Annotated in this window: 14 protein-coding genes and 1 pseudogene; 10 read left to right on the top strand and 5 right to left on the bottom strand. The window is 63.9% G+C overall.

Translation table 11 applies throughout. The features are described 5' to 3' along the window. Positions 1-187 precede the first annotated feature (187 nt). Positions 188-1,561, top strand: a complete 1,374-nt coding sequence (gene murJ, locus AWB74_RS33805) for a murein biosynthesis integral membrane protein MurJ (protein ID WP_061150972.1) — start codon at positions 188-190, stop codon at positions 1,559-1,561. Between the two features lie 78 nt (positions 1,562-1,639). On the opposite strand, the gene AWB74_RS33800 is transcribed toward murJ, so the two are convergent. After that, positions 1,640-4,789, bottom strand: coding sequence for an acetoacetate--CoA ligase (locus tag AWB74_RS33800; protein ID WP_061150971.1), 3,150 nt, complete (start codon positions 4,787-4,789; stop codon positions 1,640-1,642). On the opposite strand from AWB74_RS33800, the gene AWB74_RS45865 reads away from it, so the two are divergent. After that, positions 4,788-5,135, top strand: a complete 348-nt coding sequence (locus tag AWB74_RS45865; protein ID WP_143749366.1) for a hypothetical protein — start codon at positions 4,788-4,790, stop codon at positions 5,133-5,135. The two genes, AWB74_RS33800 and AWB74_RS45865, sit on opposite strands and share 2 nt — an antisense overlap. Before the next feature lie 33 nt (positions 5,136-5,168). After that, positions 5,169-6,383, top strand: coding sequence for an NO-inducible flavohemoprotein (gene hmpA, locus AWB74_RS33795; protein WP_061150970.1), 1,215 nt, complete (start codon positions 5,169-5,171; stop codon positions 6,381-6,383). A gap of 12 nt (positions 6,384-6,395) precedes the next feature. Here the strand turns inward: hmpA and AWB74_RS33790 are convergent, their stop codons facing one another. Further along, a complete protein-coding gene (locus tag AWB74_RS33790) occupies positions 6,396-8,093 on the bottom strand; it encodes an alpha-amylase family glycosyl hydrolase (protein WP_087039349.1) in 1,698 nt (565 codons plus the stop codon). A gap of 230 nt (positions 8,094-8,323) precedes the next feature. Here AWB74_RS33790 and AWB74_RS33785 point away from each other — a divergent pair, with 230 nt between their 5' ends. The 4 genes and pseudogenes from AWB74_RS33785 to AWB74_RS33770 all read left to right on the top strand — a co-directional run. Then, positions 8,324-9,310, top strand: coding sequence for a sulfonate ABC transporter substrate-binding protein (locus tag AWB74_RS33785; protein WP_061150968.1), 987 nt, complete (start codon positions 8,324-8,326; stop codon positions 9,308-9,310). A 37-nt stretch (positions 9,311-9,347) separates the two neighbouring features. Further along, positions 9,348-10,496 carry an FMNH2-dependent alkanesulfonate monooxygenase gene (ssuD, locus tag AWB74_RS33780; RefSeq protein ID WP_061150967.1) on the top strand — a complete coding sequence of 383 codons (1,149 nt, stop codon included), beginning with the start codon at positions 9,348-9,350 and terminating at the stop codon, positions 10,494-10,496. Then, a complete protein-coding gene (ssuC, locus tag AWB74_RS33775; RefSeq protein ID WP_061150966.1) occupies positions 10,493-11,275 on the top strand; it encodes an aliphatic sulfonate ABC transporter permease SsuC in 783 nt (260 codons plus the stop codon). The genes ssuD and ssuC overlap by 4 nt, the downstream gene beginning before the upstream one ends. Continuing rightward, positions 11,239-12,060 (top strand): annotated as a pseudogene (locus AWB74_RS33770) (ATP-binding cassette domain-containing protein); the annotation flags it as partial. The gene ssuC and the pseudogene AWB74_RS33770, both read left to right, overlap by 37 nt. A 6-nt stretch (positions 12,061-12,066) precedes the next feature. On the opposite strand, the gene AWB74_RS33765 reads toward AWB74_RS33770, so the two are convergent. Further along, positions 12,067-12,540, bottom strand: a complete 474-nt coding sequence (locus AWB74_RS33765; RefSeq protein ID WP_061150964.1) for an Lrp/AsnC family transcriptional regulator — start codon at positions 12,538-12,540, stop codon at positions 12,067-12,069. Positions 12,541-12,718: 178 nt separating this feature from the next. On the opposite strand from AWB74_RS33765, the gene AWB74_RS33760 reads away from it, so the two are divergent. The 3 genes from AWB74_RS33760 to AWB74_RS33750 all read left to right on the top strand — a co-directional run bounded on the left by AWB74_RS33760 (position 12,719) and on the right by AWB74_RS33750 (position 16,888). Beyond that, a complete protein-coding gene (locus AWB74_RS33760; RefSeq protein ID WP_061150963.1) occupies positions 12,719-14,095 on the top strand; it encodes an amino acid permease in 1,377 nt (458 codons plus the stop codon). A gap of 11 nt (positions 14,096-14,106) precedes the next feature. Next, positions 14,107-15,312: an amino acid aminotransferase gene (locus tag AWB74_RS33755; RefSeq protein ID WP_061150962.1), complete on the top strand. Its 1,206-nt coding sequence runs from the start codon at positions 14,107-14,109 to the stop codon at positions 15,310-15,312. Positions 15,313-15,379: 67 nt separating this feature from the next. Continuing rightward, a complete protein-coding gene (locus AWB74_RS33750; RefSeq protein ID WP_087039348.1) occupies positions 15,380-16,888 on the top strand; it encodes a class I adenylate-forming enzyme family protein in 1,509 nt (502 codons plus the stop codon). Position 16,889: 1 nt separating this feature from the next. Here the strand turns inward: AWB74_RS33750 and AWB74_RS33745 are convergent, their stop codons facing one another. Both AWB74_RS33745 and catC read right to left on the bottom strand, forming a co-directional pair. After that, entirely contained in the window at positions 16,890-18,071 is a 1,182-nt protein-coding gene (locus AWB74_RS33745; protein WP_061150960.1) for a benzoate/H(+) symporter BenE family transporter, read from the bottom strand. Beyond that, the gene (gene catC / locus AWB74_RS33740; RefSeq protein ID WP_061150959.1) at positions 18,072-18,350 is read right to left on the bottom strand and encodes a muconolactone Delta-isomerase; all 279 of its coding nucleotides are present in this window, start codon (positions 18,348-18,350) and stop codon (positions 18,072-18,074) included. It abuts the gene before it with no gap. Between the last annotated feature and the right edge of the window lie 3 nt (positions 18,351-18,353).

Raw genomic sequence — 18,353 nt, 5'->3', positions numbered from 1 at the left:
GCGTCAATCCGGAAGGTTCACCCGGCGCGGCGACGCCATCGGTGCGATAAGTCACGTCCCGCGTCAGAAACCTCTGCGGATTGGCCATCCGCGACGACGGGTGGCGTGCCGAACAGTCGATGCAGCGCCTTTGCTGCACCCTGCCTCTTTCGATTCATATAACAAAAGAAGCCATGCCGGAGGAAAGGTGCTGACCGCAACCGTGGAATCGGTAAGAAAACGTCTGGGTGGCGTTCATCAGGACCACAAGCGCATCGCGAGAAGCGCCCTTGTCCTGCTCGTGTTCGTGCTCGCCGGAAAGTTGATCGGCGCATCGAAGGAAATGGCGATCGCGTACCGCTATGGCATCAGCGGCACCGTCGACGCCTATCAGCTCGCGCTCACGCTCGTCACCTGGCTGCCGTCGACGATCACCAACGAGCTGAGCGTCCTGCTGGTGACCGCGCTCGTCGCGCTCAGAAAGGACAAGACGCAACAGGACCGGTTTCTCGGCGAACTCGAAGGCGCGGGGCTCGCCATCGGCATCGTGTTCTCGTTGCTGCTCTACTTTTTCTGGCCGCACATGGTGGGCTTCTTCGCAGGCAGCCTCTCCGATTCGACCCGCGAAATGTGCCGGCAGATGGTCATCGGCATGACGCCGGCCGGCGTGCTCGCCTTCACGATCTGCATCTCGTCGGCGCGGCTCCAGGCGTCGGAAAAGCACATCAACACGCTGCTCGAATGCGTGCCGGCCATCGCGTTGCTGGCGTTCGTGCTGGGCGCGCGCAACCATGCGTCGATCATGCCGCTCGTGCTCGGCACGGCGATCGGCATCGCCATACAGGCCGCGTGGCTGCGGATACTGGCGCGCAGAGCCGATTTCGTGCCGGCGCGTCCGCGCCTGTCGTTCAAGGCGGAGCAGTGGCCGCGCACGATGCGCTCGCTCGCCATGCTGCTGATCGGCTCGGTCGTGGCGAACCTGTGGCTTCCCGTCGACCAGTATTTCATGGCGCAACTCGGCGATGGCGCCATCGCGACGCTCGGCTACGCCAACCGCCTGCTGTCGCTGCTCGTGAGCATGGGCGCGATCGCCATCAGCCGCGCGACGCTGCCGATCCTCTCGGAGATCCTGCATCGCGGCGATCATGCGCGGGCGCGCAGCACGGCGCTGAAATGGTCGTTCGTGATGCTGGCGGTGGGGACCATCGGCTCGGCCATCGCCTATGTGCTCGCGCCGTACGCGATCGCGCTGCTGTTCCAGAAGGGCGCGTTCACGAGCGAGGACACGATCGCGGTCACGAGCCTGTTCCGCTTCGGGCTTTCGCAGATTCCGTTTTCCTTCGGGATGTGCGTGCTGATCCAGTTGTTCGCGGGCGAGGCGCGCTACAAGGCCATCACCGTGATATCCGTGATCGGTTTCGCGACCAAACTGGCCGCCAACGCGGTTCTCGTCCGATTCTTCGGTCCGCTGGGCGTGCCGCTCGGCACGGGCGTGGGCGCGGCGAGCGTGATGGCGTGCTATCTCTTCTGGGCGCGGTTTGCGCCGCCTTATGCGCCGTCCACCACCGGCACGGAGCGGTGAAGGCATAACTTTTCCGACCTTCAAATGACATCAGCCGCTCCGAAACTCGCGAGCGGCTGATGTCATTTGCCGAACCTTCTACGCGCTGCGAATCATGCTGCCGTGCCCGAGGCCCTGCACTTCGGCGCCGTCCTCGACGCCGTATTCCCCGTCGAGCGCGGCGGCCGCGGCGTACACGCCCGGTTCCTCGATGACGCCGCCGTGATTTCCCGGCACTTCAGCGACCGTCAGCCCGCGGCGCGCGATCTTGCGCCACAGCGGCAGCGGATCGCCGCGGTCTTCCTCGCGCGACGCCGCGCGCACATAGACGATCCGCCCGCCGTCGAACGGCCTCGGCCGATAGTTGTTCATCGCGGTGCGGAACGTGTTGCGCAGGTGGCGCAGGACCGGCGGCATCGGGTCGGCGGGCGCGTCCGAACCCGGCGCGGCCTGCACCTGCACCTGCGGCACGCGGCCCAGGCGCATCGCCAGCTTGTTTCGGGCGGCGGCGTATTTCGTCGCCGCGAATCCGGCGCGCTCACGCGGCGACATCTCCGAGACCGTCTTCCACAGGCGTTTCACATAGTCGCGCCGGAACCCGATCATAGCGAACCACGGCAGCCAGCGTTCCTGCACGTAGGTGTCGAGCAGGCAGACGAACTCCGTCTGCTCGCCCACGGCGAACAATTGTTGGGCGACTTCGAGCGCGATCAGGCCGCCGAAGGAGAAACCGGCAAGCGCATACGGACCCTTCGGCTGAACCTTGCGGATCTGCTCGACGTAGGTCTTCGCCATCTCCTCGACGCGGCGCTGCGGCGGCGTTTCGCCATCGAGCCCGAGCGCCTGCAGGCCGTACACCGGACGCGGCTTGCGCATCGTGCCGATGAGCCGCGTGCATTCGAGCACCGATCCCGTCACGCTGTGCATCAGGAAGATGGGCGCGCCTTCGCCCTCGCGCATCGGCACGATCACTTCCGATGACTCCGGCAGCGCGCCCTGTTCGATCACGTCGGCGAGCCTGGCGATGGTCGGTGCGCGCAGCATCGTCGAAAGCGGAATCGGGCGGCCGGCGACGGGCTGCAATTCGGCGAGCAGGCGCGCTGCGAGCAGCGAATGTCCGCCGAGCTCGAAGAAATTGTCGTCGCGGCCGATCGGGGCGAATGCGAAAAGCTGCTCCCATTTCATTTGCAGCAGCCGTTCCAGTTCCGCGCGCGTGGCGTAAGTCTGCGGTATCTCGCCGGACGGCGGCTGCAGGGCGGGGTGATTGCGGATCGAATCGAGCGAGGCCGGATTGCGCAGCGCGGACGTGTTGGTGACGTCGAGCCCGTTCACCGCATTGCGCACCGCGGTTTCGGTGAGCTTGCCGCTATGGGTGACCGGCAGATCGTCGACGGCTGCGATGACGTCCGGCACGTGCGCGGCGGACGCGCGGCGCACGATATCGCGGCGAATCCGCGCGATCAGCGCGCCGCCGAACTGCGCGCCCGGCCGCAGCGTGACGAGCAGCACGAGCCGCTCGCCGATGATCTGACCCGGCCCGCCGGCGGTAGCGGCTTCGCGGATGCGCTGCTGCACGACGATGCCGTCGCGAATCTCGGGAATATCGTTCAGCACGCGATAGATCTCATCCGGCCCGACATTGATGCCGCGCACGACGAGCACGCCGTCGCTGCGTCCATGCAGGCGCGCCGTGCCTTCCGGCGGAAACTCGATCTGGTCGCCGTGCGTCCATACGCCGGGATTGGCGCTGAAATACGCTTTGTGAAAGCGCTCGCCTTCGGGATCGTTCAGAAAGCCGAGCGGGCGCGACGGGAACGGATTCACGCACACCAGTTCGCCGATGCCCTCCGCGCGCGCGCCGTCGCGCCACGCCTGAACATCGAGCGCGAGGCTCTTGCACTGCGCCTCGCCCGCGTAGACGGGCAGGTTCGGATTGCCCAGAACGAAACAGCCGAGGATGTCGGTGCCGCCGGAAATCGACTGCATGCGCAGCGGCTTCACGTTGTCGCGCACCCATTCGAACTGCGCGTCGAAGAGAATCGCGCCGGTGGACATCATCGAGCGAAGGGCGCTCAGGTCGAACTCGCGCGAGGGCACGAGACCGGCGTCCTCGCACATCTTCAGGTAGGCCGGGCTCGTGCCGAAGGCGTTGACGCGCTCATCGGCGACGAGGCGCCACAACGTATCGACCGATGCGATCGGTCCGTCGTAGGTCACGATCTCCACGCCCGACGCGAGCGCCGACAACTGCCAGTTCCACATCATCCAGGCGCAGCTCGTGTGGAAATACATGCGGTCGCCCGGCCGCAGATCGCAGTGCAGCCGATGCTCCTTCAGATGTTCGAGCAGACTGCCGCCCGCGCCGTGCACGATGCACTTCGGCTTGCCGGTCGTGCCCGACGAGAACATCACGAAGAGCGGATGATTGAAGTTGAAGCGCTTCCATTGCACGCGGCCCGCGTCGCCGGACGCGATGAGCGCATCGAACGCATTGACGGGCGGCGTGGCGCGCAAGGCGGAAGGATCGCCATCGATCGCCACGATGCCTTCGAGCGATGGCAACGCCTCCGCGAGCGCTGCCATCTTGTCGACGAGCGGCGTGCCCGTATCGAACGCCTTCGCTTCGGTATGCGCGAACAGAAAGCGCGGCGCGAGCTGCGTGAAGCGGTCGAGCAGCGTTTCGATGCCCATCTCGGGCGCGGCGGTGGACACCGTCGCGCCGATCGCGGTCACGGCGAGCGCGGTGACGATCGCGTTCGCGTCGTTGCGCATCACGCCCGCGACGCGGTCGCCTTCGCGCACGCCCAGTTGCGTGAGCGCATCGGCGAGGCGTGCCACCCGCTCGCGCAGCTCGCCGCGCGTGAGGCGCACGCGGCGGCCATCGGCGTGACAGGCGGTGAGCGCGGGAGCGTCGGCGTTCGCAATCGCGAAGCCGAGCAGATTGTCCGCATAGTTCAGCGATACGCGCGGAAAGAAACTCGCGGTTTCACAGACATCGCCGATGCAGACCGGTTCGGCATCGCCGGACCATTCGAGTCCGTGCGACCACTCCATGAAGCACTTCCAGAATTCCCGATATTCGCTGACCGAAAAGTCGTGCAGTGCGCCGTAACGTGCGAACGACTGTCCAGTTCGTGCCTGCAGCGCCGCGGTGAACGCGGTCATCTGCGAATGTGCGGCGCGCACGGGTTCCTGGGTGAAAATCGGCAGGCGCGAACTCGCCTCGTTTGGCGACTCCGAACGATTCATGAATGGACTCCCTCAGTGGTTGCGGCAATACCGTATCCAGCCGGTTTGCCTTTTTATTTTCGGAACTGTGATTCTTGTCTGGCGCTCAGGCGCTCTGGCTTTGTCGGGGCCGATTCCGGGCGGCCCCTTCGTCATCGACGAAAGGGTAGCCAGTCAGATCGTCGGACAATGTGCGGTGCTAAACAAAACTGGCCGGCTGGATGTGGTGAATCGGTCAGAAGGTCATGCCGGGCATCCGGCGTTCGCTGAAAAGTCATGGCAATACCGGATTGAAATCTCTACTCATTCGATAACGGAAATATTCCGTCGAATGTTTCTTCTGACATTAGCTTCGCGTCTAACATGAGACTGTCTTGTCACAGGACCGAGGAGCGACCCAATGCTTACGCAAAAGACGAAAGACATCGTCAAGGCGACTGCGCCCGTGCTGGCGCAGCACGGCTACCCGATCATCCAGCGCTTCTATCTGAGACTGTTTCAGGCGCACCCCGAACTCAAGAACGTCTTCAACATGGCGCATCAGGAGCAGGGCCAGCAGCAACAGGCGCTCGCGCGCGCGGTCTATGCGTATGCGGAAAATATCGAGAACCCTGAAAGCCTCGCGGCCGTGCTCAAAAACATCGCGCACAAGCATGCGAGTCTGGACGTTCGTGCGGAACACTATCCGGTCGTCGGCGAGCATCTTCTGGGCGCGATCAAGGATGTTCTCGGCGATGCCGCCACCGACGAGATCATCGCGGCGTGGGCGCAGGCCTACGGCAATCTCGCCGATGTGCTGATGGGCATGGAAAGCGAGCTGCGCGAAAAATCCGCCGCCCAGCTCGGCGGGTGGAACGGCTGGCGGCGCTTCGTCGTGAAGGACAAGCGCGCTGAAAGCAGCGTGATCACGTCGTTCATTCTGGAGCCGGTCGACGGCAAGCCCGTCATCAACTTCGAGCCCGGCCAGTTCGTCAGCGTCGCGGTGAACGTGCCCGCGTTGCAACTTCAACAGATCCGCCAGTACAGCCTCTCTGATATGCCGAACGGTCACAGTTATCGCATTTCGGTGAAGCGCGAAGAAGGCGACGCGACGCGGCCGCCCGGCTATGTGTCGTCGCTGCTGCATGAGCATGTCGGCGTGGGAGACGAGCTCGATCTCGCCGCGCCGTTCGGCACCTTCTATATCGATGTCGACGCCACGACGCCGATCGTGCTGATCAGCGGCGGCGTAGGGCTCACGCCGATGGTGAGCATGCTCAAGCGTGCCATACAGAACCCGCATCGTCAGGTCGTGTTCGTGCACGGCGCGCGCAACAGCGCGGTGCATGCGATGCGCGACCGCCTACGCCAGACCTCGGCGACGTATGCGAACTTCAAGGCGGTCATCTATTACGATGACCCGCTGCCCGCCGACGTGCAAGGCAAGGACTACGACCGCAAGGGTTTCATCGATCTGAACGAACTGAAGGATCTCGTCTTGCAGCCGGACGCCGATTACTACATCTGCGGGCCGATTCCGTTCATGCGCATCCAGCATGACGCGCTGAAGGCGATGGACATACCGGAAACGCGGATTCACTACGAGGTCTTCGGTCCCGATCTGTTCGCGGAATGAAAGCGCGCCGGTCTAGCGCAGCGTGATCCACACGAACGCGCTGCGCGGCGGCAACGAGGCGGTCACGGTTCCATCGGCATCGACGATGAGCGGGCCAGCCGATGCGCCCGCTAACGCGCGATTCTCGAGCAGCGTGCCGCGCGGCAGGCCCGTTGCGAACGTTCGTGTGAGGGCGTCGGTGTCGGATGTATTGATGGCGACGATCGCCACCGTCGACTGATACGTCATCTTGTAGGCGAACGCGCCGGGGCCCGCGCTGTTCTGATCGAGGATCATCGCAGCGCCGCGCGAGAAAACCTTGTTCGCCTTGCGCAGACTCGTCAGCTCCGCAATGAAGCGATAGAGCGGCGCGGTAGGGTCGAAGTGGTCGCGCCCGCCCGACGCATAACCGCCCGCGAACATCGCGCCTCTCTGTTCGGTGAAAGCCTGCTCGGTGCCGTAATAGATCACCGGAATGCCGGGCAATGTCATGATCAACAGCAGACCTTGCTGGAGGCCTGCCATCGTGCCATCGGCGAGGAAGCGATCGACATCGTGATTGTCGAGAAAAGTCGGCATCAGATACGGGCGCTTGAACACCTGCATCATGTTCTGTATGCGATATGCAAGCTCGGCCGTGGGATGCTGCTGAATCAGCACGTCGCCGAGCGTGCCGTACAGCGGATAGTTGAGCATCGCAGGCAGGATGTCCGCGCCGTTCGAGTCGGCCATATACGATTCGATCTTCAACGAATTCGTATCCTGATACGGCGCGTCGGTGGCGAAGCCTTCGCCGAATGCGAGGAAGCTCGTCTTGCCGTTCGACTGCGCGACCTGCCGGATGCCGGGCGCGGCCGGATCGCTCGAATACATGAAGTCGCTGAAGAAAGCCTGCGGCACGTAAAAAGCGGTATCGATGCGAAACGCGTCGACGCCGACCGTATCGATCCAGTAGCCATAGCTTTGACGCAGCGCCTGACGCACGACGGGATTCTCGGTGTTCAGGTCGTCGAGTCCGTAGAGCTGATAGTTGAGCAACTGATTCTCGTCGTTGAAGTCGCTGATATCGGGCGTCCAGTGATAGATGGCCGCGGCCTGCTGCGCGGGATCGGTCGGGTCATCCATGTTGAACGGCGCCTGCGATGGCGCGGTCACCGGCACCGAAGCCGTATTGCGCGCCCAGTAGAGCGCGGGATTTCTCGCGTCCCACGCGCCGTTGTAATAGAAGAAGTCGCCCGTGTGATTCACGACGATGTCCTGTATCAGGTACATCCCGGTCTTGTGCAGGGCGCTCGACAAGTTGCGGTAATCGTCGAGCGAGCCCATGTGCTTGTCGACGTGTCCGAAGTCTGCGGCCCAGTAGCCGTGATAGCCGCCGTAATTCACGAGCGGGTCCCACCATTCGTTTGCCACCGGCGGCGTGAGCCAGATGGCCGTCGCGCCGAGTCCCTGGATATACGCGATCTTTTGCTGGATGCCGCGGATATCGCCGCCGCTGTATTTGGCGTTGTTCGCGGGATCGTATTCGCCGGCGCCCTGATTGTCGTTCGACGGATCGCCGTCGTTGAAGCGATCGGTCAGGATGAAGTAGACGATCTGATCCTGCCATTGCGGCGAAGGTACGTTGAGCGCGAGCTGATTCGTGTCATCGGACGAACCGCATGCTGCGATGCAGGCGCTCGCGAGCGCCGCGAGCAACGGGCGTGTGAGACGGACGCTGATGTTTCGCATGACAGCCTCGCCGCGCGCTAGTCGGGGGTGCTCGGAGTGTACGGCGCGGCGGCGTCGGCGTCAGCTTCGTGTTTGCGAGCAATGCGTCTGCGTCGTTCTCATGCTTATCACCTTTCCAACGACGCGAAGCAACCAAACCCCACTATCGATAGCACGATTCCTCGTTTAGCCCTTGCCCTATGCGTTGCTAACATCGACCACGATGTCCCAGCTAAACCGAGGAAACCCGCATGTCCGACCGCAATAACGCGCGCTTCATCCCCGCGCGCCGCCGCACGCTTCTCACGCTCGCCGCACTCGGCGCAGGGCTGTCGGGCGGCGTCGCATCCGGCATCGCGCGCGCCGCCGATGCGCCCAAAACCCTGCGCATCGGCTATCAGAAATACGGCAACTTCGTGGTGCTCAAGGCGCGCGGCACGCTCGACAAGCGCCTCGCCGCGCAGGGTGTCACCGTGCAATGGCTCGAGTTTCCCGCCGGGCCGCAACTGCTCGAAGGACTCAATGCGGGCGCGGTCGATATCGGCACGGTCGGCGAGACGCCGCCGATCTTCGCGCAGGCCGCGGGCGTCGATTTCGTCTATATCGGCGCCGAGCCGCCCGCGCCGCACGCGGAGGCGATCGTCGTGCCGAAGGAATCGGGCATTCGATCAGTCGCCGAGTTGCGCGGCAAGAAAGTCGCGCTGAACAAGGGCTCGAATGTGCATTACCTGCTCGTCGAGGCGCTCAAGAAAGCGCAGCTCGGCTGGTCCGACATTCAGCCGGTCTATCTCGCTCCCGCCGATGCGCGCGCCGCCTTCGTGCAAGGCAGCGTCGATGCATGGGTCATCTGGGACCCGTATCTCGCCGCCGTCGAAAAGCAGGCCGGCGCGCGTCAACTGACCGACGCGAGCGGCATCGTGCGCAACGTGCAGTATTACCTCGCGACGCGCAAGACCGCGACCGCGCAGCCGCAACTCGTGCATGCGGTGCTCGAAGAACTCGATCAGGTCGACCGCTGGGCACGCGACAACGTGCCCGCCGTGGCCGCGCAACTGTCGCCGCTGGTCGGGCTCGACGCGGGCATTCTCGATACCGCGCTCAGGCGCACGTCATATGGCGTGAAGCCGATCGATCCGGCCACGCTCGCGTATCAGCAGCAAATCGCCGATACCTTCACCGAACTCAAGCTCATTCCGAAGAAGCTCGATGTGACCGAGGCGCGCTGGAACGTCGCCTGAGCATCGACCATCACGAACAAAAAAGGCAGATTCAGCGATGAATGTTTTCTGGTTCATTCCCACGCACGGCGACAGCCGCTATCTCGGCACCTCGCAAGGCGCGCGGGCCGCGAATTACGACTATTTCCGCCAGATCGCCGTGGCGGCCGATACGCTCGGCTACGAAGGCGTGCTCCTGCCCACGGGCCGTTCCTGCGAGGACGCGTGGGTCGTTGCATCGAGCCTGATTCCCGCGACGAAGCGCCTCAAGTTTCTCGTCGCGATCCGGCCAGGCCTGAGCTCGCCGGGACTGTCCGCGCGCATGGCATCGACGTTCGATCGGCTGTCGAACGGGCGTCTGCTCATCAACGTCGTCACGGGCGGCGATCCGAACGAGCTCGCGGGCGACGGCGTGTTCCACGATCACGACACGCGCTACGAAATCACCGACGAATTCCTCACGATCTGGCGCGGCCTGCTCGAACAGTCGCACGAGAACGGCGCCTTCGATTTCGACGGCAAGCATCTGCAATCGCAGGGCGGCAAGGTGCTGTATCCGCCGGTGCAGAAGGCGCATCCGCCGCTGTGGTTCGGCGGTTCGTCGCCGGCGGCGCATGAGATCGCGGCGAAGCATATCGACACGTATCTCACCTGGGGCGAGCCACCTGAGGCCGTCGAAAAGAAACTGGCCGATATCCGCCGCCGCGCCGCCGACGAAGGCCGCACGATCAAGTTCGGCATTCGACTGCATGTGATCGTGCGCGAAACGGAGAAGGAAGCGTGGACGGATGCCGACAAGCTCATCAGCAAGCTCGACGATGAAACCATTCGCCGCGCGCAAGCCTCGTTCGCGAAGATGGATTCTGAAGGCCAGCGCCGCATGGCCGCGCTGCACGGCGGCGATCGCAACAAGCTGGAGGTGTATCCGCATCTGTGGGCGGGCGTCGGGCTCGTGCGCGGCGGCGCGGGCACTGCGCTCGTCGGCAATCCGGAACAGGTCGCAGGCCTGATGAAGCAGTATGCGGAACTCGGCGTCGAGACCTTCATTCTGTCGGGCTATCCGCATCTGGAAGAGTCGTATCGCTTCGCCGAACTGGTGTTTCCGCTGCTGCCGCGCAGGCAGCGCACGCAGGCGAGCGGGCCGCTGTCGGGGCCGTTCGGCGAAGTCATCGGCACGTCGGAGTTGCCGAAGGTATCGGCATCATGAAGCTGCATGCCATCGCTCGCGGTGCGCTGCCCTGGCTCGTGCCGGTGCTGATCCTGATCGCATGGGAAAGCGCCGCGCGCACGGGCGGACTCTCGTCGCGCGTGCTGCCCGAACCGCTCGCGGTGGTGAAGGCGGCGTGGGCGCTGATCGAATCCGGCGATCTATGGGCCAACGTGAAAGTCAGCGCCGGCCGCGCGCTCGCGGGCTTCGCGATGGGCGGCGGCATCGGCTTCGTGCTCGGTCTCGCGACCGGTCTTTTCAAGCCGGCCGAAGTCGCGCTCGATTCGACCGTGCAGATGATCCGCAACATTCCCGCGCTCGCGATGATCCCGCTGCTCATCCTGTGGTTCGGTATCGGCGAGGAAGCGAAGCTCGTGCTCGTGGCGCTGGGCGTGTTCTTTCCGGTCTACGTGAACACGTATCACGGCATCCGCTCGGTCGATCGCGATCTGATCGAGATGGCGAGAAGCTACGGTTTGTCCGGCTTCGCGCTGTATCGCCATGTCATTCTGCCGGGCGCGTTGCCGTCGATTCTCGTCGGCGTGCGCTTCGCGTTCGGGCTGATGTGGGTGATGCTGATCGTCGCCGAAACGATCTCCGCGCAATCGGGCATCGGCTATATGACGATGAACGCACGCGAGTTCCTGCAAACCGATGTCGTCGTGGTCGGCATCCTGCTCTACGCGCTGCTCGGCAAGCTCGCGGATTCGCTCGCGCGCGCGATCGAACGCGCGACGCTGCGCTGGCATCCGTCCTATCAAACGAAGGCGCAATCATGAACCTGCTGGATATCGACACGCTGGCGCCCGCGTTCAGGCGCGCTGAACCGCAAGCGCGCACGCCGTTAGCGGGCCGCGATTTCGCCGTGTCGCTGCGCGGCGTCGAGAAGCGCTTCGGAGAGCGCACGGTGCTCGATCAGTTCGATTTCTCGATCGAGCGCGGCAGTTTCGTATCGATCGTCGGACGCAGTGGCTGTGGCAAGTCGACCTTGCTGCGGCTCATCGCCGGACTCGATCAGCCGACGAACGGTATCGTGCAGCGTAACGCGGCATCGGCGGGCAAGGACTTGCAGATGCGCATCATGTTTCAGGACGCGCGCTTGCTGCCGTGGAAGAGCGTGCTCGACAACGTGATGATCGGCCTGCCGCGCGACAAACGCGACGAAGCCCGCGCGACGCTCGCTGAAGTCGGGCTGGCCGAGCGCGAGCAGGAGTGGCCGTCGCGCCTGTCGGGCGGGCAGCGTCAGCGCGTGGCGCTGGCGCGTGCGCTCGTGCATCGGCCGGATCTGCTGTTGCTCGACGAACCGCTCGGCGCGCTCGATGCGCTGACGCGCATCGAAATGCAAAGCCTGATCGAACGCCTGTGGCGCGAGCACAAGCTGACCGCGCTGCTCGTCACGCACGACGTGCAGGAAGCGGTGTCGCTGGGGAATCGCATCGTGCTGATCGAAGCGGGGCGCATCACGCTCGATACCGCGGTGCCGTTGCAAAGGCCGCGCACGCGCACGGCGCCGGGTTTCGCGGAACTCGAAGAGCGTGTGCTCGCGCGCGTGTTGCAGCGTGCATAAGCGTTACGTCTCCAAAGGCACCGCGCTCACGCACTTCAGTTCGTCGAGACACACGCTCGATTTCACGCCGCTCACGCCTGGAATGCGCATCAGCGTGTCGAGCAGGAATTCCGACAAGCCTTTGAGATCCCGCGCGATCACCTTCAGCATGTAATCGATATCGCCCGTGACGGCGAAGCACTCCTGTATCTCGGCGAGCCTGCCGACCACGCCCTTGAACTTCTGCAGGTCGCGCACATGGCCGCGTTCCATCGTCACCTGAATGAAGGCGACGACACCGAAGCCGAGCACCTGCGCATCGAGCCGCGTCTCGTAGCCCTTGATGACGCCGAGCTCTTCCAGCCGCCGATGACGCCGCAACGTCTGCGCGGGCGACAGATTGATCGCCTCCGCGAGCTCGAGATTGGAGATGCGTCCGCGGGACTGCAGAATCCCGAGCAAACGCAGGTCGATACGGTCGATCTCGATAGTCTGCAATTTTATTTCTCCGATGGCCCCGATCAGGAAATCCGGACTCGCAAACTAGGGTTTGTCTGCGCGCTTTAGGAAATCATATTGTGCGGTAACAAATTTACACTGATTCCCCTAAATCGAGCGGGGACGCCCGAGGTTCGAAGCGTCCGGATTCCACCGCAGTACATCAGGAGAGAGACACGTGGCACATGAGGGACACGGCACGCTAAAACGCGGCCTGAAGAACCGTCACATTCAGCTGATCGCGCTCGGCGGCGCGATCGGAACCGGCTTGTTTCTCGGCATTGCGCAGACGATCAAATCGGCGGGACCGTCGGTACTGCTCGGCTATGCGATCGCGGGCATCGTCGCGTTTTTCATCATGCGGCAATTGGGCGAGATGGTCGTCGATGAGCCTGTCGCGGGTTCGTTCAGCCACTTCGCCGACAAGTATTGCGGCCAATACGCGGGCTTTCTGTCGGGCTGGAATTACTGGGTGCTCTACATTCTCGTGTCGATGGCCGAGCTATCGGCGGTTGGCATCTACGTGCAGTACTGGTATCCGGGCATTCCGACGTGGGTCTCCGCGCTCGTCTGCTTCTGCCTCATCAATGCGATCAATCTGACGAGCGTGAAGTCGTATGGCGAACTGGAGTTCTGGTTCGCGATCGTCAAGGTCGTGGCGATCGTCGGCATGATCGGCTTCGGCGGCTATCTGCTGTTCTCGGGCGCGGCGGGTCCGGAAGCGAGCGTGAGCAATCTCTGGCGTCACGGCGGCTTCTTCCCTAACGGCGTCTCGGGTCTCGTGATGGCGATGGCCGTCATCATGTTCTCGTTCGGCGGGCTGGAACTCGTGGGCATCACGGCGGCCGAAGCGGACGATCCTTCGCGCACGATTCCGCGCGCCACGAATCAGGTGATCTATCGCATTCTGATTTTCTACGTCGGCGCGCTCGGCGTGCTGCTCTCGCTGTATCCGTGGACGAAGGTCGTGACCGGCGGCAGCCCGTTCGTGCTGATCTTCCATGCGATGAACAGCAACATCGTCGCGCACATCCTGAATGCCGTGGTGCTGACGGCGGCGCTCTCCGTCTATAACAGCGGCGTGTACTGCAACAGCCGCATGCTGTACGGTCTCGCGCAACAAGGCAATGCGCCGCGCGCGCTCTTGAAGGTGAACAAGCGCGGCATTCCGCTCCTCGCGCTCGGCGTCTCCGCGCTCGCGACCGCAGCGTGCGTGCTCATCAACTATCTGATGCCGGGCAAGGCGTTCGAACTGCTGATGGGGCTCGTCGTGTCGGCGCTCATCATCAACTGGGCGATGATCAGTCTCATCCATCTGCAATTCCGTCGTGCGAAAGCACGCGCCGGCGAAACGACCGTGTTCAAGAGCTTCGGTTATCCGCTGACGAACTATCTGTGCCTCGTGTTCCTCGGCGGCATTCTGGTCATCATGTGCCTGATTCCCGATCTGCGCATCTCGGTCTATCTGATTCCGGTGTGGCTCGTCGTGCTGGGCGTGGGCTATGCCATTCGCAATCGTCGTCGCGCGAGCGCGGCGCTGCCGTCACGCGTCTGAAGGAGACTCACATGTTCGAACACATCGATGCCTATCCTGGCGATCCGATCCTCACGCTGAACGAAGACTTCGCGAAAGATCCGCGCGATGACAAGGTCAATCTGAGCATCGGCATTTACTACGACGACGAAGGCCGTCTGCCCGTGATGCGCGCCGTGCGCGAAGCGGAAGCGCAACTGCTCGCGGAACCGGCCGCGAAACCGTATCTACCGATGGCGGGCTTCGCCGCCTATCGCGACGCGGTGCAATCGCTCGTATTCGGCGACGCGTCGACCGCCCGCGACGAAGGCCGCATCGCGACCGTGCAGACCTTGGGCGGCTCGGGCGCGCTGAAGGTCGGCGCGGACTTCATCAAGCGCTATTTTCCCGATGCGAAAGTCTGGGTCAGCGATCCGACGTGGGACAACCATCGCTTCATCTTCGAGCGCGCGGGATTCGTCGTCGGCACGTATCCGTACTATGACGAAGCAACCGGCGGCCTGAAGTTCGACGCGATGCTTTCTTCGATCCGCGATCTGCCCGCGAAGAGCGTCGTGCTGCTGCACGCTTGCTGTCACAACCCGACGGGCGTCGATCTGAACGATGCGCAATGGGTCGAGCTCATCGGCGTGATGAAGGCGCGCGGGCTGCTGCCGTTCATCGACATGGCGTATCAGGGCTTCGGTGCGGGACTCGATGCCGACGCCTTCGCGATTCGCGAACTGGTGCGCCAGAACGTGCCGGCGTTCGTCGCCAATTCGTTCTCGAAGAACTTCTCGCTGTACGGCGAGCGCTGCGGCGCGCTCTCGGTGATTTGCGAATCGGCGGAAACGGCCGCGCGCGTGCTCGGCCAGCTGACGAGCGCCGTGCGCGCGAACTACAGCAATCCGCCGACGCACGGCGCGAAGGTCGTCGCGCGCGTGCTCACGACGCCGGCGCTGCGCCAATCGTGGCAGGACGAGCTCGCGTCGATGTGCGGGCGCATCGAACGCATGCGCGTCGCGATTCACGCGCGTTTGCGCGGCAACGTGCCCGATGCGATGCTCGCGCGTTATCTCGATCAGCGCGGCATGTTCACGTACACGGGACTGTCCGCCGAACAGGTCGATGTCATGCGCGAGCGTCACGGCGTCTATCTGATCCGCTCGGGCCGCATGTGCGTCGCGGCGCTGAACGACCGCAATCTAGAAGCGGCTGCGAACGCCATCGGCGAAGTGCTTTCGAAAGAGATCGCGTAGCCGCTCATTTTCGGCTCATTCTGCGCGGGCAGACTGCATCCATCGCTCACGAAGGAGGGATGCGGTCATGAAAACCTATATCGATGTCCTGCTGGAAAGACTAGGCCAGCACGCCGATCGCACGGCGCTTCGCTATCTCAACGAAGACGTGACGGCCGGCGCGTTTCGCGCGTCGGTCTATCGCTATGCGCGTGCGTTGCAATCGCTTGGCATCGGGCGCGGCGATTTCGTCGCGATGTTCGCGCCGAATTGCCCCGATGCGCTCGCCATTCGCTACGCGACGAACCTGCTCGGCGCAGCGACGATGTTCCTGCCCGCGATTGCATCGGCGGCGCATCGCGAGGCGTTCCTGAATCGCATGCGGCCGACGCTGCTCGTCGATTTTCCCCAAACCGTGTATCTCGTGCCCGCGCGCTGCGCGTCGCGCGTCGTCCATGTCGGCATTGGCGCGGCGCGCCTGCGTCTGGACATTCGCGCGCGCGTGCAAAGCGATGCGCCGATGGCAAGCCGCGCGCTTCCCGACGATCTCGCCGTGGTCGTCTCGTCGGGCGGCTCGACCGGCGTGCCGAAAGCGAGCCGCCGCAGCTTCGCGGCGTACTCGGCGATGGTCAGTGCGCCGAGCCCGCCGGATCGCCGTCAGCTCGTCAATGGCGCGCTGGCGTATCTGTCGCAAGTGCTCGTCGACAATACGCTGATGGGCGGCGGCACGGTTGTGCTCAAGCCTCGCTACGACGCCGCCGAAACACTCGCGACGATCGAAGCCGAACGCATCACCGACGTGTTGCTGGTCGAGCCGCAACTTTTCGAGACGATGGATCACGCGGACGTGCAGCATCGCGATCTGTCTTCGCTGCGCTCGATCGCGCATATCGGCGGCTCGGCGCCCGCGATCCTGCGGCGGCGCGCGATCGCGCGGCTCGGCCCGGTGCTCACGCACATGTACGGCGCGAGCGAGGCGGGGCTCGTGAGCGTGCTGACGCCATCGGACTATGGCGCCGATGCGAGCCTGCTCGATAGCGCGGGGCGCATCCGGCCCGGTGTCGACGTGCGTTTTCGCCGCGCAGATGGCACGTTCGCGCGCACGGGGCAGCACGGCGCGATCGAAGTGCGGTCGGCGGCGGTGGCGCAGGGCTATTACCGTCAGCCGATCGAGTCGTCGCAAAAGTTTCGCGATGGCTGGTGCATGACGGGCGATGTCGGTTTCATCGACGAGAAGCTCAATCTGCATGTGCTCGGGCGCGCGGCCGATGTCGCGGAGATCGATGGTCATGCTGTCGGCCCTGCGCAGATCGAAGCGCCGCTTTGCGCGTTGCCCGAGGTTCGCTACGCGCGCGCTGTTTCTTCCGGCGATGCTGCATGCGGATACAGATGGAACGTGGTGATCGCGCCGTGGGCGAACAGGCGGTTCGATATCGCCGTGTGCATGCGCGCGCTCGAGGATGCGTGCGGCGTGAAGGTCGCGCGCGCGGTGCGGATGGTCGCCGCGCAACGCGTGCCGCTGACGGAGCAGGGCAAAGTGGATCGTTTGAAAATCGCGCAGATGTTCGCGAGCGATGCGAGCCGGCGTGCTGCGTAGCTCAGCGTGTATGCTTCGCGCGCCCGAGAATCAGATGCGCGAGCGTGCCCAGCACGATGCCCCAGAACGCCGAGCCGAGACCGAGAAAGCTCATGTTCGAAGCCGTCGCGATGAACGTGATGAACGATGCTTCGCGATGCGCCTCGTCGTGCACCAGCCCGACGATATTCGCCGCGATCGCGCCGAGCAACGCGAGGCCCGCGAGCACGGCGACGAACGCGTTCGGCAGCGCGGCGAACAACATGACGACGGTTCCGGCGAAGCATCCGCCGATGAGATAGAAGAGCCCGTTCGCGATGCCCGCGACGTAGCGGCGCTGCGGATCGCGATGCGCGTCGGGTCCGGTGCATAGCGCCGCGGTGATCGCCGCGATGACGATCGTGATGCCGCCCGAGAACGCGACCAGAATCGACGCGAGGCTCGTCGTCATGAGGACGGGGCGCGACGGCGTCTCATAGCCGGAAGCGCGCAGGATCGCAAAGCCCGGCAAAAACTGACCCGTCAGACTGACGATGACGAGCGGCACCGCGAGACTCACCGTCGACTGCCAGGTCCACGTCGGCATCGTGAATACGGGGCGCGTCAGGTGAACGCTGAGCGATTCGAAATGCGTGAGGCCGAGCCCGACGGCGAGCGCGCCGCCGCACGCGAGCACCAGAATGAGGCAGTAGCGCGGCGCAAACCGGCGGAACACGATGAAGCTCGCTAGCATGCCCAATGCGAGCGTCGGCGTGACGGCAACCGACTTGAACACATTGACGCCGAACTGAAAGAGGATGCCCGCCATCATCGCGCAGGCAATGCCTTTTGGTATGCGCTTGACGATCGGGTCGAAGAGACCGGACACGCCGAGCGCGAAGATGCACGCGCCCGCGACGATATACGCGCCGATCGCCTCGCTCACCGGCATGCCGGGAAAGAGCGTGACGAGCAGCGCCGTGCCGGGCGCGGACCACGCCGTGATGATCGGCTGCTTCAGCCACCAGCTGAGCACGATGCCCGAGAACGCCGCGCCCATCGAAATGGACCAGACCCACGACGCGACCACGTCGTTGCCGACATGCGCCGTGTGCGCGGCCTGAAAGAAGATCGCGAGCGGTCCGGCATACGAGATGATGACGGCGAGCAGTCCCGCGCTCACAGCGGAGACAGACCAGTCTCCTTTGCTCGCTACCGATGACATTCAGTGAATCGACGACGGATGATGTGCAAGGGCCGTTACCTTCATCGTCATGTACGGAAAGAGCGGCAGACCGGAGAGGAGGGTGTGCAGTTCGTCGTGCGATTCGACATCGAACACGCTGTAGTTCGCATACTCCCCGACCACGCGATGCAATTGCTGCCACTTGCCTTGCCGTTGCAGCTCTTGCGAGTATTCCTTTTCGCGCGCCTTGATTGCGTCGGCCTTTTCGGCGGGCATGTCGTGCGGCAAATGGACGTCCATTCTCACGAGATAAAGCATGTC

This window comes from Caballeronia arvi (assembly GCF_001544695.2).
GTDB lineage: Bacteria > Pseudomonadota > Gammaproteobacteria > Burkholderiales > Burkholderiaceae > Caballeronia > Caballeronia arvi.
This window is presented reverse-complemented; position numbering and strand designations above follow the sequence as displayed.